This is a genomic window from Streptomyces sp. NPDC001920, assembly GCF_053594495.1.
The window spans coordinates 92,777-112,417 of record NZ_JBSFEP010000007.1 but is presented as its reverse complement, the minus strand read 5'-3'; the positions used below and the strand labels follow the sequence as shown (position 1 = coordinate 112,417).

The 19,641-nt window shown below is 71.4% G+C and carries 21 protein-coding genes and 1 riboswitch; of the genes, 10 read left to right on the top strand and 11 right to left on the bottom strand.

Annotation, left to right across the window (positions count from 1 at the left end; genetic code table 11):
- Positions 1-9: 9 nt before the first annotated feature.
- Positions 10-189, bottom strand: coding sequence for a hypothetical protein (locus tag ACWCPI_RS13880; protein ID WP_451038321.1), 180 nt, complete (start codon positions 187-189; stop codon positions 10-12).
- Between the two features lie 297 nt (positions 190-486).
- On the opposite strand from ACWCPI_RS13880, the gene ACWCPI_RS13875 reads away from it, so the two are divergent.
- Positions 487-2,535 carry a HelD family protein gene (locus tag ACWCPI_RS13875; RefSeq protein WP_451038320.1) on the top strand — a complete coding sequence of 683 codons (2,049 nt, stop codon included), beginning with the start codon at positions 487-489 and terminating at the stop codon, positions 2,533-2,535.
- A 456-nt stretch (positions 2,536-2,991) separates the two neighbouring features.
- On the opposite strand, the gene ACWCPI_RS13870 is transcribed toward ACWCPI_RS13875, so the two are convergent.
- Positions 2,992-3,699, bottom strand: coding sequence for a copper homeostasis protein CutC (locus ACWCPI_RS13870; RefSeq protein ID WP_451038319.1), 708 nt, complete (start codon positions 3,697-3,699; stop codon positions 2,992-2,994).
- Positions 3,700-3,868: 169 nt separating this feature from the next.
- On the opposite strand from ACWCPI_RS13870, the gene ACWCPI_RS13865 reads away from it, so the two are divergent.
- From ACWCPI_RS13865 to ACWCPI_RS13850, 4 genes are all read left to right on the top strand, one after another.
- Positions 3,869-4,516 (top strand): HD domain-containing protein, encoded by a 648-nt coding sequence (locus ACWCPI_RS13865; protein ID WP_451038318.1) that lies wholly within the window; start codon positions 3,869-3,871, stop codon positions 4,514-4,516.
- 26 nt (positions 4,517-4,542) lie between these two features.
- The gene (locus tag ACWCPI_RS13860) at positions 4,543-5,673 is read left to right on the top strand and encodes a GNAT family N-acetyltransferase (protein WP_451038317.1); all 1,131 of its coding nucleotides are present in this window, start codon (positions 4,543-4,545) and stop codon (positions 5,671-5,673) included.
- A 39-nt stretch (positions 5,674-5,712) separates the two neighbouring features.
- Positions 5,713-6,135 (top strand): PPOX class F420-dependent oxidoreductase, encoded by a 423-nt coding sequence (locus ACWCPI_RS13855; RefSeq protein ID WP_451038316.1) that lies wholly within the window; start codon positions 5,713-5,715, stop codon positions 6,133-6,135.
- 89 nt (positions 6,136-6,224) lie between these two features.
- Positions 6,225-6,698, top strand: coding sequence for a carboxymuconolactone decarboxylase family protein (locus ACWCPI_RS13850; RefSeq protein WP_451038315.1), 474 nt, complete (start codon positions 6,225-6,227; stop codon positions 6,696-6,698).
- On the opposite strand, the gene ACWCPI_RS13845 is transcribed toward ACWCPI_RS13850, so the two are convergent.
- Both ACWCPI_RS13845 and ACWCPI_RS13840 read right to left on the bottom strand, forming a co-directional pair.
- Positions 6,695-7,018: a DUF4031 domain-containing protein gene (locus ACWCPI_RS13845; protein WP_451038314.1), complete on the bottom strand. Its 324-nt coding sequence runs from the start codon at positions 7,016-7,018 to the stop codon at positions 6,695-6,697. The two genes, ACWCPI_RS13850 and ACWCPI_RS13845, sit on opposite strands and share 4 nt — an antisense overlap.
- A gap of 61 nt (positions 7,019-7,079) precedes the next feature.
- Positions 7,080-7,466: a hypothetical protein gene (locus ACWCPI_RS13840; RefSeq protein WP_451038313.1), complete on the bottom strand. Its 387-nt coding sequence runs from the start codon at positions 7,464-7,466 to the stop codon at positions 7,080-7,082.
- A 55-nt stretch (positions 7,467-7,521) separates the two neighbouring features.
- Between ACWCPI_RS13840 and ACWCPI_RS13835 the strand changes: the two genes are divergently transcribed.
- The 3 genes from ACWCPI_RS13835 to ACWCPI_RS13825 all read left to right on the top strand — a co-directional run bounded on the left by ACWCPI_RS13835 (position 7,522) and on the right by ACWCPI_RS13825 (position 10,376).
- Entirely contained in the window at positions 7,522-8,427 is a 906-nt protein-coding gene (locus ACWCPI_RS13835; RefSeq protein WP_388807449.1) for a MurR/RpiR family transcriptional regulator, read from the top strand.
- 64 nt (positions 8,428-8,491) lie between these two features.
- Entirely contained in the window at positions 8,492-9,427 is a 936-nt protein-coding gene (gene murQ, locus ACWCPI_RS13830; protein WP_451038312.1) for an N-acetylmuramic acid 6-phosphate etherase, read from the top strand.
- Between the two features lie 106 nt (positions 9,428-9,533).
- Positions 9,534-10,376, top strand: coding sequence for an aldo/keto reductase (locus tag ACWCPI_RS13825; protein WP_451038311.1), 843 nt, complete (start codon positions 9,534-9,536; stop codon positions 10,374-10,376).
- A gap of 119 nt (positions 10,377-10,495) precedes the next feature.
- Here ACWCPI_RS13825 and ACWCPI_RS13820 read toward each other — a convergent pair whose 3' ends face one another.
- Both ACWCPI_RS13820 and ACWCPI_RS13815 read right to left on the bottom strand, forming a co-directional pair.
- Positions 10,496-11,500, bottom strand: coding sequence for a methyltransferase (locus tag ACWCPI_RS13820; protein WP_451038524.1), 1,005 nt, complete (start codon positions 11,498-11,500; stop codon positions 10,496-10,498).
- A 122-nt stretch (positions 11,501-11,622) separates the two neighbouring features.
- A complete protein-coding gene (locus ACWCPI_RS13815; protein WP_451038310.1) occupies positions 11,623-12,447 on the bottom strand; it encodes a helix-turn-helix domain-containing protein in 825 nt (274 codons plus the stop codon).
- Positions 12,448-12,589: 142 nt separating this feature from the next.
- Between ACWCPI_RS13815 and ACWCPI_RS13810 the strand changes: the two genes are divergently transcribed.
- Together ACWCPI_RS13810 and ACWCPI_RS13805 are read left to right on the top strand one after the other, a co-directional pair.
- Complete coding sequence (locus tag ACWCPI_RS13810; protein ID WP_451038309.1) at positions 12,590-13,129, top strand: DinB family protein; 540 nt, start codon at positions 12,590-12,592, stop codon at positions 13,127-13,129.
- Between the two features lie 41 nt (positions 13,130-13,170).
- Positions 13,171-13,746, top strand: coding sequence for a hypothetical protein (locus ACWCPI_RS13805; RefSeq protein WP_451038308.1), 576 nt, complete (start codon positions 13,171-13,173; stop codon positions 13,744-13,746).
- Positions 13,747-13,873: 127 nt separating this feature from the next.
- Here the strand turns inward: ACWCPI_RS13805 and ACWCPI_RS13800 are convergent, their stop codons facing one another.
- From ACWCPI_RS13800 to thrC, 5 genes are all read right to left on the bottom strand, one after another.
- Entirely contained in the window at positions 13,874-15,001 is a 1,128-nt protein-coding gene (locus ACWCPI_RS13800; protein WP_451038307.1) for an NADH:flavin oxidoreductase, read from the bottom strand.
- A 199-nt stretch (positions 15,002-15,200) separates the two neighbouring features.
- The gene (groL, locus tag ACWCPI_RS13795) at positions 15,201-16,823 is read right to left on the bottom strand and encodes a chaperonin GroEL (protein WP_388807435.1); all 1,623 of its coding nucleotides are present in this window, start codon (positions 16,821-16,823) and stop codon (positions 15,201-15,203) included.
- Between the two features lie 323 nt (positions 16,824-17,146).
- On the bottom strand, positions 17,147-17,353 hold the full coding sequence (locus ACWCPI_RS13790) for a cold-shock protein (protein WP_019057200.1): 207 nt from the start codon (positions 17,351-17,353) through the stop codon (positions 17,147-17,149).
- A 452-nt stretch (positions 17,354-17,805) separates the two neighbouring features.
- Positions 17,806-18,081 (bottom strand): MoaD/ThiS family protein, encoded by a 276-nt coding sequence (locus tag ACWCPI_RS13785; RefSeq protein ID WP_003991133.1) that lies wholly within the window; start codon positions 18,079-18,081, stop codon positions 17,806-17,808.
- On the bottom strand, positions 18,078-19,364 hold the full coding sequence (thrC, locus tag ACWCPI_RS13780; RefSeq protein ID WP_451038306.1) for a threonine synthase: 1,287 nt from the start codon (positions 19,362-19,364) through the stop codon (positions 18,078-18,080). The genes ACWCPI_RS13785 and thrC overlap by 4 nt, the downstream gene beginning before the upstream one ends.
- Positions 19,365-19,382: 18 nt before the next feature.
- Positions 19,383-19,538, bottom strand: a riboswitch (SAM riboswitch).
- Positions 19,539-19,641 lie beyond the last annotated feature (103 nt).

Below are 19,641 nucleotides of genomic sequence, written 5' to 3'. Positions count from 1 at the left end.
CCGCGAGGGTCACTTGCGGCGGACGCCCGCTTCCTCGCTGTACTCACCGAGGATGATCACGTCGAAGGCGGCACCCGCGAACACCTTGACGGCACGCAGGGCTTCGCCGAGGCGGTGGTGGTGGTTCCCCTGGAGCGCGGTCGCTCCGTGGGGACCCACGGGTGCTGGGTGAATGGTTGCTGCGCTCATGTCTCCATGATGGATTCGGGGACATAAGAACGGCATCGGCCTGCAGGCCGAAGCCGCACCCCCTCCGCGTACACCTCCGGACGGACCGCGTACCCCGGTGAGGGGGGAGGCATCCCCTAGGGGGCGGACGGGGAACGGGCGGCGGCGGCCGCGGTCGGAATATTCGTTGGCCTCGGCCATCCCCTCTCCCCTAAAATCTCCGCTCTTGCCCGCCTCCCCCCGCGGAGTGCCGCCGCCCGGACGGAAACCGGTCGGCTCTCTCACCCACCTTCCCGCAGGTCCTCCGGAGGCACCCCCGTGTCCACGCCCGTCGACGACGCCCTCGACCCGCTCTCCCGTGAGCGCTCGCACCTCGCCGAGTCCCGCGCCGCCCTGCGTGCCATGCGCGAGGACGTGGAGGCCCTCGACATCAGCGACGTCACCGCGAACTGGGTCAACGCCGAGGTTTTGGCCCGCCAGATCGACGAGCGCATCAAGGCGCTGGCCGACCTCAGCGACACCCCGCTGTTCTTCGGCCGGCTCGACTACCTCCACGCCCCGGGCGTGGAGGCGGCGGAGGGCGCGGAGGGGGAGCGCTTCTACATCGGGCGCCGGCATGTGCACGACGCCGAGGGCGACCCGATGGTGATCGACTGGCGTGCGCCGGTGTCCCAGCCGTTCTACCGGGCCTCCAAGAACGACCCGATGGACATCGCGCTGCGCCGCCGGTTCGGCTACACGGGCGGCGACCTGACGGCGTACGAGGACGAGCACCTCTCCGATCCGGCGGAGGCGGCGAAGACCAGCAAGCTGCTCCAGCAGGAGATCGAGCGCCCGCGCGTCGGCCCGATGCGGGACATCGTGGCGACGATCCAGCCGGAGCAGGACGAGATCGTGCGGTCCGGGCTCGGCGGGACCGTGTGCGTGCAGGGAGGCCCGGGCACCGGGAAGACGGCCGTCGGCCTGCACCGGGTGGCGTACCTGCTGTACGCCCATCGTGAGCGGCTCGCCCGCACCGGCACGCTCGTCATCGGGCCGAACCGGTCCTTCCTGCACTACATCGAGCAAGTGCTGCCCGCGCTGGGCGAGTTGACGGTCCGGCAGGCCACCGTGGACGACCTCGTCGCCCACGTCGAGGTGCGCGGCACGGACGACGCGGCGGCCGCGGTGATCAAGGGCGACGCGCGGATGGCCCAGGTGCTGCGGCGGGCGGTCTACTCGCACGTGACCTTGCCGACCGAGCCGGTCGTCGTCGTACGCGGATCACGCCGCTGGCGGGTGCCGGCGTACGAGATCGAGGAGATGGTCCGCGAGCTGCTCGCCCGCGACATCCGCTACGGCGCCGCCCGGGAGGCCCTTCCGCAGCGGATCGCGCACGCGGTCCTGGTGCAGATGGAGCGGTCGGGCGAGGCGCCGGACGACCGGGTGCAGGACTCCGTGGCCCGCAACAGCGCGGTCAAGGCGGCCGTCAAGGCGATCTGGCCACCGGTCGAGCCGGCGAAGCTCGTGCTGCGGCTGCTGGCGGACGCGGACTTCCTCGCCGTGCACGCGGACGGAGTACTGAGCGAGGACGAGCAGAAGACCATCCTGTGGGCGAAGCCGGCGCGGTCGGTGAAGTCGGCCAAGTGGTCCGCGGCGGACGCGGTGCTGATCGACGAGACGGCCGACATCGTGTCCCGGACACCGTCCCTCGGCCATGTCGTCCTCGACGAGGCGCAGGACCTGTCCCCCATGCAGTACCGGGCGGTCGGGCGGCGCTGCACGACCGGTTCGGCGACGGTCCTCGGTGACCTGGCGCAGGGGACGACGCCCTGGGCCACGCGGAGTTGGGACGAGGCACTCGCCCACCTCGGCAAGTCCGACGGCGTGATCGAGGAGCTGACGGCCGGTTTCCGCGTACCGACGGACGTGATCACGTACGCCTCCCGTCTCCTCCCGCACATCGCGCCGGGCCTGACGCCGGTGGCGTCGATCCGTGAGAACCCGGGGCTCTTCGAGGTGCGTGCGGTGCCGGGGGCGGACGAAGTGGTCGCCGCCTGCGAGGAGTTGCTGCGCAACGAGGGCTCGATCGGCCTGATCGCGGCGGACGCGCGCATTCCGGTGTTGTCGGAGGCGCTCGCGGCGGCGGGGATCACGTACCTGGCGCCCGGCGAGGAGACCACCCGGCAGACGCGCCTGACGCTGGTGCCCGCGTCGCTCGCGAAGGGCCTGGAGTACGACTATGTCGTCCTGGACGAGCCCCAGGCCGTGGTGGACGGGGAGCCTGACGAACGGACGGGACTGAGGCGGCTGTACGTCGCGCTGACGCGAGCGGTGTCGGGCCTGATCGTGACGCATACGACGGCCCTGCCGACGCCGTTGGGCTGAGCGCCGGGGTTGTGCCGGGCGGTTCGGGGGCGGGCGGATGCCTGACGTCCCGGGCTGCGAGCTCCGTGCCGGGCGATTCCGTCGCACCCGGGCAGCGGGCAGCAGGCGTCAGGCGGGCAGATTCCGTTCCTGTCGCGCTGCGAGCGCCGGGCGGGGCGCTCCCGCCCACCGGACCGCGGACCCCCGGGCGAGGCATTCCTGTCGTACCGCGTCCGGGGGTGCGGGCTGGTTGCGTGGCTCGCCGCCCCCGAGGGGATCACGGCCGACCGCGCGCCTCGGAGGGGATTCGCGGCCGACCGCGCGCCCCCGAGGGGATTCGCGGCCGACCGCCTCCCGCCGGGCCCGCTCCCGGCTCCCCCGGCCCGGGCAGTCGTACCGCCGGGGCGGCCCGGGTGGGTGCGGGCGGCGGCCCGTCCGCGCCGGGTCTCGCGGCCCGCCCCGCCCCGAGGCCCCTGCCTACGCGACCCCTCGCACGACCCCGTCCAGCACGGCCCGCCACTCGGCCACCGCCTCCGCCGAGACCGCCCCCGCCCAGCCGTCCGGCCGCGCCGCCCCGCCGATGTGGAACGCGTCGATCCCTGCCGCCAGCAGCTTCGGCACATGGTCGAGACGCAAACCGCCGCCCACCAGGATCCGCTGCTCGTACCCCGGCTCCCCCTCCCGTGCCGCCTCCGCGAGCAGCGTGGGAAGCCCGTCGTCCACGCCGGCCGCGGAGCCCGCCGTGAGGTACGTGTCCAGCCCCGGCATCCCGTCCAACTGCTTGCGCAGCGCATCCCGGTCAGCGGCCCGGTCCAGCGCCCGGTGGAAGGTCCAGCGGCATCCGTCCAGCTCGCCCACCACCCGCTCGACGGCCCCGAGGTCCAGACCGCCGTCCGCATCGAGGAACCCGAGCACGAACTCCTCGGCCCCGATCCCCCGCATCTCGCGAGCCACCCCCGCCAGTCGGTCGACGTCCCCCGCCGCGAACCCGTCCGCCAGCCGGAGCATCACGCGAAGGTCGATGTCGACGGCGTCCCGGATCCCGGCCACGGTCCCGACCGACGGCGTCAACCCGTCGGCCGCCATGTCGGTGACCAGTTCGAGCCGGTCCGCACCCCCGGCCTGGGCGGCGACCGCGTCCTCGACGCCGAGGGCGATCACCTCCAGGACTGCACGCTTGCTCATGGGACCCCATTCCTCGGCATTCGACGGCGACGGCAGAACTACAGGTCTAGTCCAATCCAAGGGTACGGGGTGGAGCGGCCGCGGCAGCGGAGGGCCGCCCACTTGGCGGGATCGCACCGGTCATGGCGTCCCGCACCGCCCCCGGCGGCCGGCCCGGGACAATGAGGGCATGGCCGACCTCGAAGACCTCCGCTCCCGCTGGCTGCGCACCCTGCTCGCGGCCCGTGCCGACGACTCCTGCGCCATCGCCCCAGAGCGCTACGGGGACGCCCTGCTGCGCCGCTGGTCGGAACCGCAGCGGCGCTACCACACCGTCGAGCACCTGGCGGCGGTCCTCGCTCACATCGACGTACTGGAGGAGTACGCCGACGACGTGCCGGCGGTGCGGCTCGCGGCCTGGTTCCACGACGCCGTGTACCTGCCGGAACGGTCGACGAACGAGGAGCGCTCCGCCCGCCTCGCCGAACGCGCCCTCCCGGAGGCCGGCGTCCCCGCCGAGCGGACCGCCGAGGTGGCCCGTCTCGTCCGTCTCACCACCACCCACGCCCCGGCGCCGGACGATCGCAACGGCCAGGTCCTGTGCGACGCCGACCTCGCGATCCTCGCCGCCCCGCCCTCCGCGTACGCCGCCTACACCGCCGCCGTCCGCGAGGAGTACCACTTCGTGCCGAACGACGCCTTCCGCGCCGGCCGCTGCGCGGTTCTGCGCCAACTGCTCGACCTGCCCCGCCTGTTCAGCACGCCGTACGGCCACGAGAAGTGGGAGGCCACGGCCCGCTACAACCTCTCCTCCGAGCTGGAAATGCTGTCGCTGTGACCAGCCGGGCACCGTAGCCTCTCGGCATGCGAGACATGAGCGGGGAACACATACAGGAAGCAGTGGCGAGCTGTGTGGCACTGCTGCGCACGGCGGCGGACCGGGACTGGACGGCCGTCCGGGCCGGGCGGCTGGAGTGGGACTGCCACACCACCGCGTTCCACATCGCCGAAGACCTCATCGCCTACGCCGCCAACCTGGCCGGACGCGCACAGAGCGCCTACGTCCCGTTCGAGATCACCCTCGACGAGGGCACCGACAACGAGGGCCTGCTCCAGGTCATCGAGACCACCGGCGCGTTGCTCACCGCCACCGTCCGCACCACCCCCCGCGAGGTCCGCGCCTTCCACCCGTACCCCTTCCGCAGCGCCAACCGCGAGGGCTTCGCCGCGATGGGGGTCGCGGAGGTCCTGCTGCACACGCACGACATCGCCGAAGGGCTGGGCCTGGCGTACGAACCGCCCGTCGAACTGCCCAAGTTCGTCCTCACGACGATCTTCCCGCACGTACAGCGCGAGCCCGACGACCACTGGGGCACCCTGCTGTGGGCCACCGGCCGCGGCGAGCTGCCCGGTCGCGCGCCGGTCACCGAGTGGCGCTGGCGCAACAACCTGGTCATCCCCACCGACCGCCTCACCCTCCAGGGCGTCACTCCCGCGGCCGCCGCCGATCTGAGCGCGGGCGGCGACGGCGGGTTCACCTGGATCGTGGGCGGCCCCTTCGAGGGGACGAGGGAGGCGGCCGGGATGATGCTGAACGCCTACGAGACGGGCGTGCACCGCCCCGAGTTCGGCCTGTTCGTCCTCGTCAGGAAGGAGGACGGCCTCGCGGTCGGCGGCATGGGCTTCCACGGCGCCCCCGACGAGGAGGGCCGGGCCGAGGTCGGCTACGACCTGGTGGAGGGCGCCCGCGGCCGCGGTTACGCGAGCGAGGCACTGAACGCGCTCTCGGAGTGGGCGCTGGCCAGGGACGACGTACGACTCCTGTGCGCCACCGTGGAGGCCGGCAACGTCCCGTCGCAGGGCGTCGCCTCGCGCGCCGGGTATGTGCGGGCGACGGTCGAGGAGGAGCGGGCCGCGCGAGGGGAACAGGATGTGAACGGCACGGACGGCGCGCTGCGGTTGTACGTCCGCGGGGAACGGCAGTCCGCGGCCTAGCCTGGGGCGAGCCGACCCGCATCGCCGGAGGGAACCGCCGTGTCGTTCACCGACGAGGAGCTCGCCTACCTGCGCGCGAACCCGCTCGCCCGCTTCGCCAGCCTGTGCGCGGGCGAGCAGCCCGATGTGGTGCCGGTGGCCCTCGACTTCGACGGCACCCGTTTCTGGGTGGGCGGTCCCGGCCCTGACGTCCTCGGCACCCGCAAGTTCCGCAACGTCGCGCAGGGCCGCCGCAAGGTGGCCTTCGTCGTGGACGACCTGGTCTCCGTCGAGCCGTTCGTCGCCCGCGGCATCCGGGTGTACGGCGTCGCGGACGGCCCCGTGGAGCGGGACGGCATGGTGGGCCCCGGTCACTACCTGCGCATCACGCCGACGCTCTCGTGGAGCTGGAACCTGGCGGACCCGCCCCGCCCGGCCGGGGATGCCTGGTACGCCACGCGCCGCACCGAACACCGCACGTGAGTGGCCCACGTCACATCCGTCCGTGTCACATCTCGTGGAGCCGTCCCGTCGTAAGTGTGTAACCCACGACAACGGCCAAGGAGTTCACCATGGGCGCCCGTCTCAACGTCTTCGAGATCCCGACCGCCGGCAAGGTCATCAAGCACATCGTCTCGGCGAGCAAGGTGGTGCACGACTCGCCGCTGCCGGTCACCACGCAGAACCTGGTGACCCTGCGCGCCAGCCAGATCAACGGCTGCGGCTTCTGCACCGACATGCACAGCAAGGACGCCGTGGCGGCGGGCGAGGACTGGCTGCGGCTCAACCTGGTCGCGGCGTGGCGGGAGGCCACCTGCTTCACCGATGCCGAGCGCGCCGCCCTCGAACTGGCGGAGGAAGGCACCCGTATCGCGGACGGGGCCGGCGGGGTCCCGGACGAGGTCTGGGAGAACGCCGCCAAGCACTACGACGAGGAGCAGCTCGCCGCCCTGGTGTTCCTGATCGGCCTCATCAACGCCTTCAACCGGATGAACGTGATGATCCAGCAGCCCGCGGGCGACTACAAGCCCGGCCAGTTCGCCTAGGTCGTGTGCCGGCCGGAGGCATCGCGGCCCGGAGGGCCGGGACGGCGGACCCGGCCCTCCGCCCGTCCCTTCGGCCTGCGCAACCCCGACGCCTGCAACAGCCTCACCACCTCGCGGCTGCCGACCTCCACGGCGCCCGCGCGGACCGCGTCGGCGTACCGGTGCGAGGGAATGTCGTAGTGATCCCGCTCGAAGGCCCGTGCCGGGACCCCCAACCGTTCGGCGAACGCGTGCAGTTCGTCGTACGACACGTCGCTGACCAGGTGTGACCACATACGCCCGTGCCCGGGCCAGGTCGGGGGGTCGATGTAGATCGTCACTGCGTCATGTACCCCTCACCCGTCCCCCGGCCCGGCCCTGCCCCGCCCCCGCTCCGTCCGTTCACGAGGACGGCGTCCCGCCCGCGCCGCACGACCCGAGCGAGCCCACGGGGGCGACCTTCACCCCCGCCTCGTGGCACACCCAGTGCGGATCGGGGCCCAGTTCCGGCTCGACGTCCAGCGCGTGCGGGTCGCCGGTGCCGCACACCGGGCACAGCGGCCAGCGGCCGTGCCGGTCCAGCAGGGCGTCCTGCACGTCCTGGGCGACCAGTCCGGCCACGTACGCCACGCCTTCCGGCCACTGCTCCACCCACCAGCGCCGCTGCACGACCGACTCCTCGACCAGCGACACGACGTCCGCCTCGGCGACCTCACCCGCGACCAGGTCGGCGAGTACGAGGGCGCGGGCCGTGTGCAAAGCCTGCTCCAGCGGACCGATGGATTCCATGCCCCTATTGTGCGCACCCTTGACCACGGGACGGCGATGAAAATACCTTTCAGATGTGACCCGTGAAGTGAAGGAAACTTTCGGCGGTGCTCCCCCCGCACCCGCGGCCCTCGCGGCCAAGGTGCGCACGCTCGCCCCGTCGATGACCCGCTCCATGCAGCGCGTCGCCGAAGCGGTCGCCGGCGACCCGGCGGGCTGCGCGGCCCTCACGGTCACCGGTCTCGCCGAACTCACCGGCACCAGCGAGGCCACCGTGGTGCGCACGGCCCGCCTCCTCGGCTACCCCGGCTACCGCGACCTGCGCCTCGCCCTCGCCGGTCTCGCCGCCCAGCAGCAGTCGGGTCGGGCTCCCGCCATAACGACGGACATCGCGGTGGACGACCCCATCGCCGACGTGGTGGCCAAGCTCGCCCACGACGAGCAGCAGACCCTCGCGGACACCGCCGCCGGACTCGACACCGCCCAGCTCGGGGCAGCCGTCTCGGCCGCCGCCGCGGCCCGCCGTATAGACGTCTACGGTGTGGGCGCCTCGGGACTCGTCGCCCAGGACCTCACGCAGAAGCTGCTGCGGATAGGGCTCATAGCCCACGCGCACAGCGATCCGCACCTCGCCGTGACGAACGCCGTGCAGCTGCGCGCGGGTGACGTGGCGATCGCCATCACCCACTCCGGCTCCACCGGGGACGTCATCGAGCCGCTGCGGGTGGCGTTCGAGCACGGGGCCACCACGGTCGCCATCACCGGGCGCCCGGACGGGCCGGTCACCCAGTACGCCGATCACATCCTCACGACGTCCACGGCACGGGAGAGCGAGCTGCGTCCGGCGGCGATGTCGTCGCGGACCAGCCAGCTGCTCGTGGTGGACTGCCTGTTCGTCGGTGTTGCCCAGCGGACCTACGAGACGGCGGCGCCGGCGCTGGCGGCGTCCTACGAGGCGCTGGCACACCGGCATCGTCGGTAGACCGCAGGTCTGACGGCCCCCGGGCCGGACAGCACACCGCACAGTGGAAAGAGCCGCCTCCCTCATGACCTCCACATCCGACCCCCGCGCCCTTCGCGCCGAGCTGGACTCCCTGACCACCGAGGCGTTCCGCCCCGAACTCGCCGGGATCGACCGGCTCGCGACCCTCGACATCGCCCGGCTCATGAACGGCGAGGACTCCGCCGTACCGGCGGCCGTCGCCGCGCGCCTCCCGGAGATCGCCGCCGCCATCGACGCCGTGGCCGAGCGGATGGCCCGGGGCGGCCGACTCGTCTACGCGGGCGCGGGCACGGCGGGCCGCCTGGGCGTGCTCGACGCCTCCGAGTGCCCGCCCACCTTCAACACCGCCCCCTCCCAGGTCGTCGGCCTCATCGCGGGCGGCCCGGAAGCGATGGTCACCTCCGTCGAGGGCGCCGAGGACTCCGCGGACCTGGCTCGCGCCGACCTGGACGCCCTCGCGCTCACCCCCGCCGACACGGTGGTCGGCATCTCCGCCTCCGGACGCACCCCGTACGCGATCGGCGCGGTCGAACACGCCCGCGCGCGGGGCGCGTTGACGATCGGCCTGGCCTGCAACCCGGGCAGCGCCCTCGCTGCCGCCGCCGAGCACGGCCTGGAGATCGTGGTGGGCCCGGAGCTGCTGACCGGCTCGACCCGCCTGAAGGCCGGGACCGCCCAGAAGCTGGTCCTCAACATGCTCTCGACGATCACGATGATCCGCCTGGGCAAGACCTACGGAAACCTGATGGTCGACGTCCGCGCCTCCAACGACAAGCTCCGCGCCCGCTCCCGCCGCATCGTCGCCCTGGCCACGGGCGCGAACGACACCGAGGTCGAACGGGCCCTCACGGAGGCGGACGGCGAGGTGAAGACGGCGATCCTGATCCTGCTGACAGACGTGGACGCCACCACCGCGACGGAGCTGCTGGCCGCGGCGAACGGTCATCTGCGGGAGGCCGTGCGGGCGGGCGGATCCTGACCTGCTGCTCGCGACGCTCGCCGCCTCGGTCCTCATCCTGCGCCGCAGCCGCCGGCGAGGAGAATGAGCACCGCCGATCCCCCAACTCCCTTGCTAGCGTGCCCCCATGACGGAACCGACGACCTTCCCCTTGGGCGGCGAACTGGAAGTACGGCGACTGGGATACGGGGCCATGCACCTGCGGCCCGGGACGGCCGAGGCGCGCGCGGGCTGTCTCGCGGTCGTACGGCGCGCGGTCGGCCTCGGCGTCACGCTGGTGGACACGGCGCACATGTACGGCTGGGGTGCCAACGAGGATCTCCTCGCCGAAGCCCTGCACCCTTACCCGCAAGGGCTCGTGATCGCCACGAAGGTGGGCATCCGGCGTACCGCCTCCGGCGAGGGCTGGCGGCACGCGGGCGAGCCCGGCGACCTGCGCGCCCAGGTCGACGAAGCGCTGCGCCGCCTCCGCCTGGACCGCATCGAACTGCTTCAGCTCCACCGCCTCGACCCGGGCGTCCCGCTCCCCGACCAGCTCGGCGCCCTCCGCGACCTGCGTGACGAGGGCAAGGTGGGCCACATCGGCCTGTCCGAGGTGACGGTCGCCGAACTGGCCGAGGCTCGCGGCATCGTGGACATCGCGAGCGTCCAGAACCGCTACAACCTCCTCGACCGCGAGCACGAACCCGTACTCGCGGCCTGCGAGGCGGCGGGCATCGCCTTCCTGCCCTGGCGGCCCGTCGCGGCCGGGACGACGGGGACCCGGTCGGAGATCGCCGCGGTGGCGAAGGAGGTCGGCGCCACCGCGACACAGGTCGTCCTGGCCTGGCTGCTGGCCCACTCGCCGGTGATCCTGCCCATCCCGGGCACCACGAGCATCGCGCATCTGGAGGAGAACCTCGGCGCGGCCGCCGTCCACCTGACCCGGGAGCAGTACGACCGCCTCACCCGCGCCGCCGAGTCCGTCTGACCGACGGACCCGTGCCGGTCCCGCCGCCCCGGCTTAGGCGACGTGCCACGGCCAGGGTCACGGCCGCGGCCGTGACCGCCGTGAAGTGGCCCTCGGCGTACCCGCCTTCGTCGAAGACCTCAAGCGGCCTCGATGAGCCAGAAGGGCGCCGCGTCCACCAGCGGCGTCACCGACGTCACGGACAGCCCCGCGCGCCCGCACACGTCCTCGAAGTCCTCGCGGGTGCGCTCCCGGCCACCCACGTTGACCAGCATGTTGAGGTCGCTCAGGTAGGTGACCTCGTCGTCCGTGACGGTTTCCGGCAGCACCGGCTCCACGATCAGCACCCGCCCGCCGGGCGGCAGCACCTCGCGGCAGTGGCGGAGGATCGTCACCGCCTGGTCGTCGGACCAGTCGTGCAGGATGCTCTTCATCAGGTAGAGCTGCGAACCGGCCGGGACGGCACGGAAGAAGTCCCCGGCGACCAGGGAGCACCGCTGCTGAAGCCCGTGCCGTTCAAGGGTCTTCGGCGCCTGGGCGAGACCGTCCGTCGTGTCGAGGACGACGCCGGTGAGCCCGGGGTGCGCGGCGAGGACGGCGGCCAGGAGGGTGCCGTCGCCGCCGCCGACGTCCGTGACCGAGGTGTACCGGCCGAAGTCGAAGGCGTACGGCAGCACCGCGGCGGTCTCCGCGACGGCCTGGCTCATCGCGGCGTTGAACTGGGCCGACAGTTCCGGGTGTTGGGAGAGGTGACTGAAGAAGTCGGTACCGAAGACCGCGTCGAAGGCGATGTCGCCGGTGCGGACGCTGCGGTCCAGGTGCTCCCACGCGCGGATGATGGCGGGCTCGGTGAACATCCGCACGAACGACGTCAGGGACTCGGGGTGGGCCGGGTCGAGGAGGCCGCCCGCGGGGGTCACCGAGAAGGTGTCCGGGGTGTGTTCCCGCAGCAGGCCGAGGCCGGTCAGGGCGCGCAGCAGGCGGGTCATGGGCTGGACCTCGGCTCCGGCGGCGACGGCCACCTCGGTGGCAGGGCGCGGCTTGTCGCCGACCAGCTCCGGGACCTTCAAGCGGACGGCCGCGCGCAGGGTCTGGGCGGCCATGCTTCCGAAGGCGAGGCGGACGATCAGGTCGCGGTCGGCCATGTCAGCCGCTGCTCGGACGTCGGTGTCGGGCACAGAGGTGTTCCTTCCAGGAGTGGGTGTGGTGGAGATCCGTGCGGTCGAGATCCGTGTGAGAAAGATCCGTGTGGTGGACAGAGACGCCGCTAGCCGGCGGACGTGACGGTCCCGGCCAGGGCGCCCGGCGTGCATCCGGCGAGGGCGAGCACATCGCGGTGAAGGTGGGACTGGTCGGCGTAGCCGCAGTTCATGGCGGTGTCGCTGATGCTCGCGCCCGCGCACAGTGCCCTGGCGGCGCGGTCGAAGCGGACCAGCATGGCGGCCCGCTTGGGGGTGAGGCCGATCTGCGCGCTGAACCGGGACCACAGCCGCTTGCGGCTCCACCCGATCGACGCGGCGAGGTCCTCGACCCGCACGTGTCCCCGGCGGGCCACGATGGTGTCCCAGGCGGCGGCGACCTCGGGTGCCATCGCCGGGGCACGGGTGGCCCGCCGCGTGAGGAAGTCGTCCATGAGCGCGAGGCGTTCCGGCCACGTCACGGCTTCGGTCATACGCTCGCGAAGGCGTCGCTCGTGCCGCCCCCACAGGTCCTCCAGGCCGGTCACCGACCCGTCGAGCTCACCTGGGGGGACACCCAGCAGCGCATACGCGGCCCCGGGCGACAGACAGACCTCGACGCACTCGATCCCCTCGCCGCGGACGCGGGCGGGGCCGGGCGACAAGGAGGCGACGAAGCTCCCCGGAGACCGCGGTCCGTCGGGACCCTCGACCGTGACCGGGCCGTCCCCGAGCCCGACGACGAGGACCACGACGGGCTGGGGCAGCACCATCATGTCCAGCCCTCCCGCCGCGCGGTCGCGGAACCCGGCCATCCGGACGCCGTCGAGGGACGTACCGGCGGGCAGGGCGACCTCCCAGCCGTGGTCGGTGCCGCGATGCACGGGGGCGGACCCCAGTTCCTGACTGCGCATGACACCAGCGTCACCGAATCCGGCGGCCCTGTCTTGGACGAAAGTTCCACGCCGGACCGGCGCACAGAGGACAGGATCTGACCTCAATGGCTCCTAACGTGGTCCACGACCGCTGGAACACACGTCCTTGGAGGCCAACGCCATGAGCGAGACCACCCCCGCCACCGCCCCCGTCACCGGCGAGCGCGCCGACCTGCTGGAGTCCCTGGCCAAGCACCGCGAGTTCCTGCGCCTGACCGCCCGTGATCTCACCGACGAGCAGGCCGGGCAGCGGACCACGGTCAGCGAGCTGTGCGTGGGCGGTCTCATCAAGCACGTCACGGCGATGGAGCAGAACTGGGTGGACTTCATCGAGCACGGCCCGTCGCCGAAGGCCGACTTCGACGCCATGACCGAGGAGGACTGGGCCCGGCGGGCCGACGAGTTCCGGATGCTGCCCGGCGAGACGCTGGCAGGCGTGCTGGCCGCGTACGACAAGGTGGCGCGCCGCACCGACGAGTTGGTGGCCACCCTGCCCGACCTGGACGCCTCCCACCCCCTGCCCAAGGCCCCCTGGTACGAGCCCGGTGCCCACTGGTCGGCCCGCAGGGTGCTGCTCCACATCATCGCCGAGACGGCCCAGCACGCCGGGCACGCCGACATCATCCGGGAGTCCCTGGACGGCGCGAAGAGCATGGGCTGACCATTGGCGGACGGCCCGGGGACTGGCACAGACTGGCACCCATGAACCACGCCCAGCTGACCGCCCTGGGCCGCGCCCTCCGCCTCCTCGGCGAGCACGGCGAGGCCCTCACCGCCACCACCCCGGACGCCAGGCTGCACGAGGTGAGGGCGGACCTGCGCCGTGCCCTCGACCTGCTCGACGAGAGCGTCGCCGGCGCCGCCCCCAGCACGCGCTGCCCGGAACACCCCACCGGACCGGTCGACCCCGCCGCCCCCGACCTGTGCCTGCTGTGCGAGACCCGGCGCCGAGCCGCCCGCCGCTCCGAGTTCAACGGCCCCGCCCCCGCCGTACCCCGCACGTCCGAGCACCCCGTCCCCTCCCGCTACGGCGTCCGGGGTGACCGCCCCCAGCCCCAGCAGCGCTGGCTGCCGGAGCTGTGGAACGGGCAGGAGTGGCAGCTGTGCGGTACCCCGCGCCGGGACCGCCGGGAGGCCGAGCTCTATCTCGCCGCCCAGCGCCGGGGACCGCGTCCCGCGATGGCGTACCGGCTCGTGCACGAGTTCACGGACTACGAGGTGCTGCGGGTGTGGGGGACCCCGATGCGGGTCGACATCGAGCCGATGGGCAACCTGTAGGCGGCCTTCCGGCCAGGACTTCGCCGCCGCGCCCGCCGACGCCTCGGGCCCCGGCCGTCGGCCCCGGAGCGACCGGCCTCCCTGCCGGCGAACCCTCATCTCCCGGACGACGGCAGGGTGTCGGGGGTCAGCTCAGCGTCTTGAGCGCCGCCGCGTCGTACGCCTTCAGCTCGTCGAGGCGGCCGCCGAGGACCTTCGCCGCCCACTCGGGGTCCTGGAGCAGGGCACGGCCGACGGCCACCAGGTCGAACTCCTCGCGCTCCAGACGGTCCAGCAGGTCGTCGATGCCCTTGACCGCGGATCCCTCGCCCACGAAGGCGTGGATGAAGTCACCGTCCAGGCCGACCGAGCCGACCGTGATGACGGGCCTGCCGGTCAGCTTCTTCGTCCAGCCGGCCAGGTTGAGGTCGGAGCCGTCGAACTCCGGGATCCAGTAGCGGCGGGTGGAGGCGTGGAAGGCGTCGACACCGGCCGCGGCCAGCGGGGTGAGGATGGCCTCCAGTTCCTCGGGGGTCTCGGCGAGACGGGCGTCGTAGGCCTCCTGCTTCCACTGCGAGTAGCGGAAGATGACGGGGAAGGAGGCGGAGACCTTCTCCCGCACGGCGGCCACGATCTCCGCCGCGAACTTCGTACGGGCCACCGGGTCGCCGCCGTACGGGTCCGTGCGGCGGTTGGTGCCCGCCCACAGGAACTGGTCGAGCAGGTAGCCGTGGGCGCCGTGGAGCTCGACACCGTCGAAGCCGATGCGCTCGGCGTCCGCGGCGGCCTGCGCGAAGGCACCGATGACGTCGTCCAGATCGCTCCGGGTCATCACCCTGCCCGTGGGCTCGGTCGCGCCGATGCGCAGACCGGAGGGGCCGACGGCGGGGGCGTCCGCGAAAGGCGGCTGGCCCTGCTTGCGGACCATGCCGATGTGCCACAGCTGCGGGACGATCGTGCCGCCCGCCGCGTGCACCGCCTCGGCGACCTTCGCCCAGCCCGCGAGCTGCTCCTCACCGTGGAAGCGCGGGACGCGGTCGCTCTGCCCGGCCGAGTCGTGACCGACGTACGTCCCCTCGGTCACGATCAGACCGACGCCGGCGGCGGCGCGGCGGGCGTAGTACGACACCACGTCCTCGCCGGGAACACCGCCCGGCGAGAACATGCGCGTCATCGGGGCCATGACGATGCGGTTCGGCACGGTCAGACCGTTGATCACGGCAGGCCGGGACAGGATCTGGGCCGCACGGGAGGCGGGGGTCTCGGTGACGGTCACGCGGGTCTCCTCGGGGTGGTGTCTGCAAACCGGTGAGTATGTGCGCATGCATTGTTGCAGCCTCTTAAGCAACTGATCGTACGGGCGCCGCATTCCTCATCCCACCCCGTCCGGCCGTGACCCCGGACACGCCCGAGGGCGGCACCCCCTGTCTCCAGGGAGTGCCGCCCTCGGTAGGACGAGCCCGATCCGCGAGGGATCAGAAGTCCATGTCACCGCCCGGCATGCCGCCACCGGCGGGCGCGGCGGCCTTCTCCGGCTTGTCGGCGATGACGGCCTCGGTGGTGAGGAACAGCGCGGCGATGGAGGCGGCGTTCTGCAGCGCGGAACGGGTCACCTTCGCCGGGTCGATGATGCCCTCGGCGATCATGTCGACGTACTCACCGGTCGCGGCGTTCAGGCCGTGACCGACGGCGAGGTTGCGGACCTTCTCCACGACGACGCCGCCCTCGAGACCACCGTTGACGGCGATCTGCTTCAGCGGGGCCTCCAGCGCGAGCTTCACGGCGTTGGCGCCGGTCGCCTCGTCACCCTCCAGCTCCAGCTTCTCGAAGACCTGGGAGGCCTGCAGCAGGGCCACGCCACCACCGGCGACGATGCCCTCCTCGACGGCCGCCTTGGCGTTGCGCACGGCGTCCTCGATGCGGTGCTTGCGCTCCTTGAGCTCCACCTCGGTGGCGGCACCGGCCTTGATGACCGCGACGCCGCCGGCGAGCTTCGCCAGGCGCTCCTGCAGCTTCTCGCGGTCGTAGTCCGAGTCGCTGTTCTCGATCTCGGCACGGATCTGGTTCACACGGCCGTTGACCTGCTCGGAGGAGCCGGCACCGTCGACGATGGTGGTCTCGTCCTTGGTGATGACGACCTTGCGGGCCTTGCCCAGCAGGTCGAGCGTGGCGTTCTCCAGCTTGAGGCCGACCTCCTCGGAGATGACCTCGCCGCCCGTGAGGATGGCGATGTCGCCGAGCATGGCCTTGCGGCGGTCGCCGAAGCCCGGGGCCTTGACGGCGACGGACTTGAAGGTGCCGCGGATCTTGTTGACGACCAGGGTCGACAGGGCCTCGCCCTCGACGTCCTCGGCGATGATCAGCAGCGGCTTGCCCGACTGCATGACCTTCTCCAGCAGCGGGAGCAGGTCCTTGACCGAGGAGATCTTGGAGTTGGCGATCAGGATGTACGGGTCGTCGAGGACGGCCTCCATACGCTCCATGTCGGTGGCGAAGTACGCCGAGATGTAGCCCTTGTCGAAGCGCATACCCTCGGTGAGCTCCAGCTCCAGACCGAAGGTCTGGGACTCCTCGACGGTGATGACGCCTTCCTTGCCGACCTTGTCCATGGCCTCGGCGATGAGCTCGCCGATCTGGGTGTCGGCGGCGGAGATGGAGGCCGTGGAGGCGATCTGCTCCTTGGTCTCGACGTCCTTCGCCTGCTCCAGCAGGGCGGCGGAGACGGCCTCGACGGCCTTCTCGATACCGCGCTTGAGGGCCATCGGGTTGGCGCCGGCGGCTACGTTGCGCAGGCCTTCCTTGACCAGGGCCTGGGCGAGAACGGTCGCGGTGGTCGTACCGTCACCGGCGACGTCGTCCGTCTTCTTGGCGACTTCCTTGACCAGCTCGGCGCCGATCTTCTCGTACGGGTCCTCGAGCTCGATCTCCTTGGCGATGGACACACCATCGTTGGTGATCGTGGGGGCGCCCCACTTCTTCTCGAGGACGACGTTGCGACCCTTGGGGCCGAGCGTCACCTTCACGGCGTCCGCGAGCTGGTTCATGCCGCGCTCGAGGCCGCGCCGCGCCTCCTCGTCGAACGCGATGATCTTGGCCATGTGAAGTGGTCCCTCCAGGACTGGGGGTGATTCCTTCGGACCGCGCCCGCGCCCGCGACGGACGGCCTGCCTGCCTCGTGGTTCCTTGCCCCACCCGGCCTGCGGGCCTCACCGACCCGGTCCTTCGTTGTCACTCTCACCTTCAGAGTGCTAACGCCAATGATTAGCACTCGCCCCTGTCGAGTGCAAGCGGCTCTCGTGTTCGGGCGGGGCGCTCAGCCCGGCGCACACGGGCTCGGAGGGGGCCCCGGGCATGGCGAAGGGTCCGCACCCCGGGAGGTGCGGACCCTTCGAAGAACGTCGCTGCAGTGTCGACGCGTGCTTCAGCTGGTCGCCAGACGGACCATGTCCGCCTGCGGCCCCTTCTGGCCCTGCGAGATCTCGAAATCGACCCGCTGACCTTCCTCCAGGGTGCGGTACCCGTCCATCTGGATCGCGCTGTAGTGGACGAAAACATCCGCACCACCGTCGACCGCGATGAAGCCGTACCCCTTCTCCGCGTTGAACCACTTGACGGTGCCCTGAGCCATGCCTAACTCCCCTATTACTGGCCCTTGCACAGATCCACACTTCGCGGATCCGGGTCAGACCTCACCCCCCATCGGTCGGGGGCGTGCGCCGGAACGCGTCGACCGCGGCTGAATGTATCTGCCCAACTGCCCTCTGCAACAGGTCAATCGGACGAGAAATCCGGGCACGGCCGGTCGGGAATGTGGGGACAATTCCCCTGACTTCAGGTCAAGTCGGACCCGGCAAACATGACAAAAGCCGCATAAAACCCACACAGTTTGGCTACTTCTTGTCGGGCATGCGGCAGAAATGCAGGGCTGTCGACTCAGGGATCGGCAGCTCGTTCCCCAACTGTACCTCGCTCAACCACACAGAATTGCCCCCTCCGCTTCTCTCACGGTGGGGGCAATTCGATGAACCCTCGGTAATTGGCGTTACCGACGGTAATGATCGGTCATTCGGTCAGCCGTGCTCAGCCGCCGGCGACGGCCGGAATGATGGAAACGCCCGCTCCGTCCGGGGTGGCCGTCTCCAGTCCCTGCTCGAAGCGCACGTCGTCGTCGTTGACGTACACGTTGACGAACCGGCGCAGCTTGCCCTGGTCGTCGAGAACACGGGCGGCGATCCCGGTGTGGTTCTTCTCCAGGTCGGCGATGACCTCGCCGAGGTTCGCGCCCTCGGCGGCGACCTCGGCCTGACCGCCGGTGTAGGTGCGCAGGATGGTGGGGATGCGGACGGTCACGCTCATGCGAGGCCAGCCTCTCGGAAGGAGTCCAGGTTCGGGCGGATGGTGGCGGTGAGGCCGGTACCGGCCACCGCGTCGAGGGTCTTCAGGCCGTCGCCGGTGTTGAGGACGACGGTGGTCTTGGCGGGGTCGAGCAGACCGTTGTCGATCAGCTTCTTCGTGACGCCCACCGTCACCCCGCCTGCGGTCTCCGCGAAGATGCCCTCGGTCCGGGCGAGCACCTTGATCGCGTCGACGACCTGCTCGTCGGTCACGTCCTCCACCGCACCGCCCGTGCGGCGCGCGATGTCCAGGACGTACGGACCGTCGGCCGGGTTGCCGATCGCGAGGGACTTGGCGATGGTGTTCGGCTTCTGGGGGCGGACCACGTCGTGGCCGGCCTTGAAGGCGGCCGACACCGGCGAGCAGCCCTCCGCCTGCGCGCCGAAGATCTTGTACGGCCGGTCCTCGACCAGCCCGAGCTTGATCAGCTCCTGAAGACCCTTGTCGATCTTCGTGAGCTGCGAGCCGGACGCGATCGGCACCACGATCTGGTCGGGCAGCCGCCAGCCGAGCTGCTCGCAGATCTCGTACGCCAGGGTCTTGGAGCCCTCGGCGTAGTACGGACGCAGGTTGACGTTGACGAAGCCCCAGCCCTCACCGGCCGGGTCGCCGATCAGCTCGGAGCAGAACCGGTTCACGTCGTCGTAGTTGCCCTCGATGCCGACGAGGTCACCGCCGTAGACGGCGGCCATGACGACCTTGCCCTGCTCCAGGTCGTGCGGGATGAACACACAGGAGCGGAAGCCGGCGCGCGCGGCGGCGGCGCCGACAGCACCGGCCAGGTTGCCGGTGGAGGAGCAGGAGAGCGTGGTGAAGCCGAAGGCGCGGGCGGCCTCCAGGGCCTGGGCGACGACACGGTCCTTGAAGGAGTGCGTCGGGTTGCCGGAGTCGTCCTTGACGAACAGCTTGCCGGCCTCGACACCGAGTTCGGCCGCGAGGTTGTCGGCCTGGACGAGCTTGGTCCAGCCGGGGTTGATGTTCGGCTTGGTCGCCACGTCCGCCGGGACGGGCAGCAGGGGCGCGTAGCGCCAGATGTTCGCGGGTCCCGCCTCGATCCGCCTGCGGAGCTCCTCGGTGTCGTAGGCCGAGAAGTCGTACGCGATCTCCAGCGGGCCGAAACACTCCTCGCACGCGAAGACCGGTCCGAGGGGTACCCGGTGACCGCACTCGCGGCAGGACAGCGCCGCGGCGGGACCGAGGTCTACGGTGGATTCCGTGGTGCTTGCAACAGTCTGCACAGCCATGTGAGGCGAGGCCCTTTCTCCTCATCTTCCTCACGACGCACTTCGCCGTGAGACGGATTTGGCACCTTCCCTAGCCGGGAGCCTCGCGAAGTGGTCGCCAGTGACCTACGAGTACCGACTGGAGGGTTGCCGGGGCTTCATCGGGCCGTTTCCCTCTGCCCCTCTGGATGAGCTGTATGCGGTTGTGGGCGACGGGTGACCTCGGACATGCGATGGTCATCCGCCTTGTCCAAGACTGTAACCGACGGCCAGGACAGTTGAGATAGTCGTCCGAACC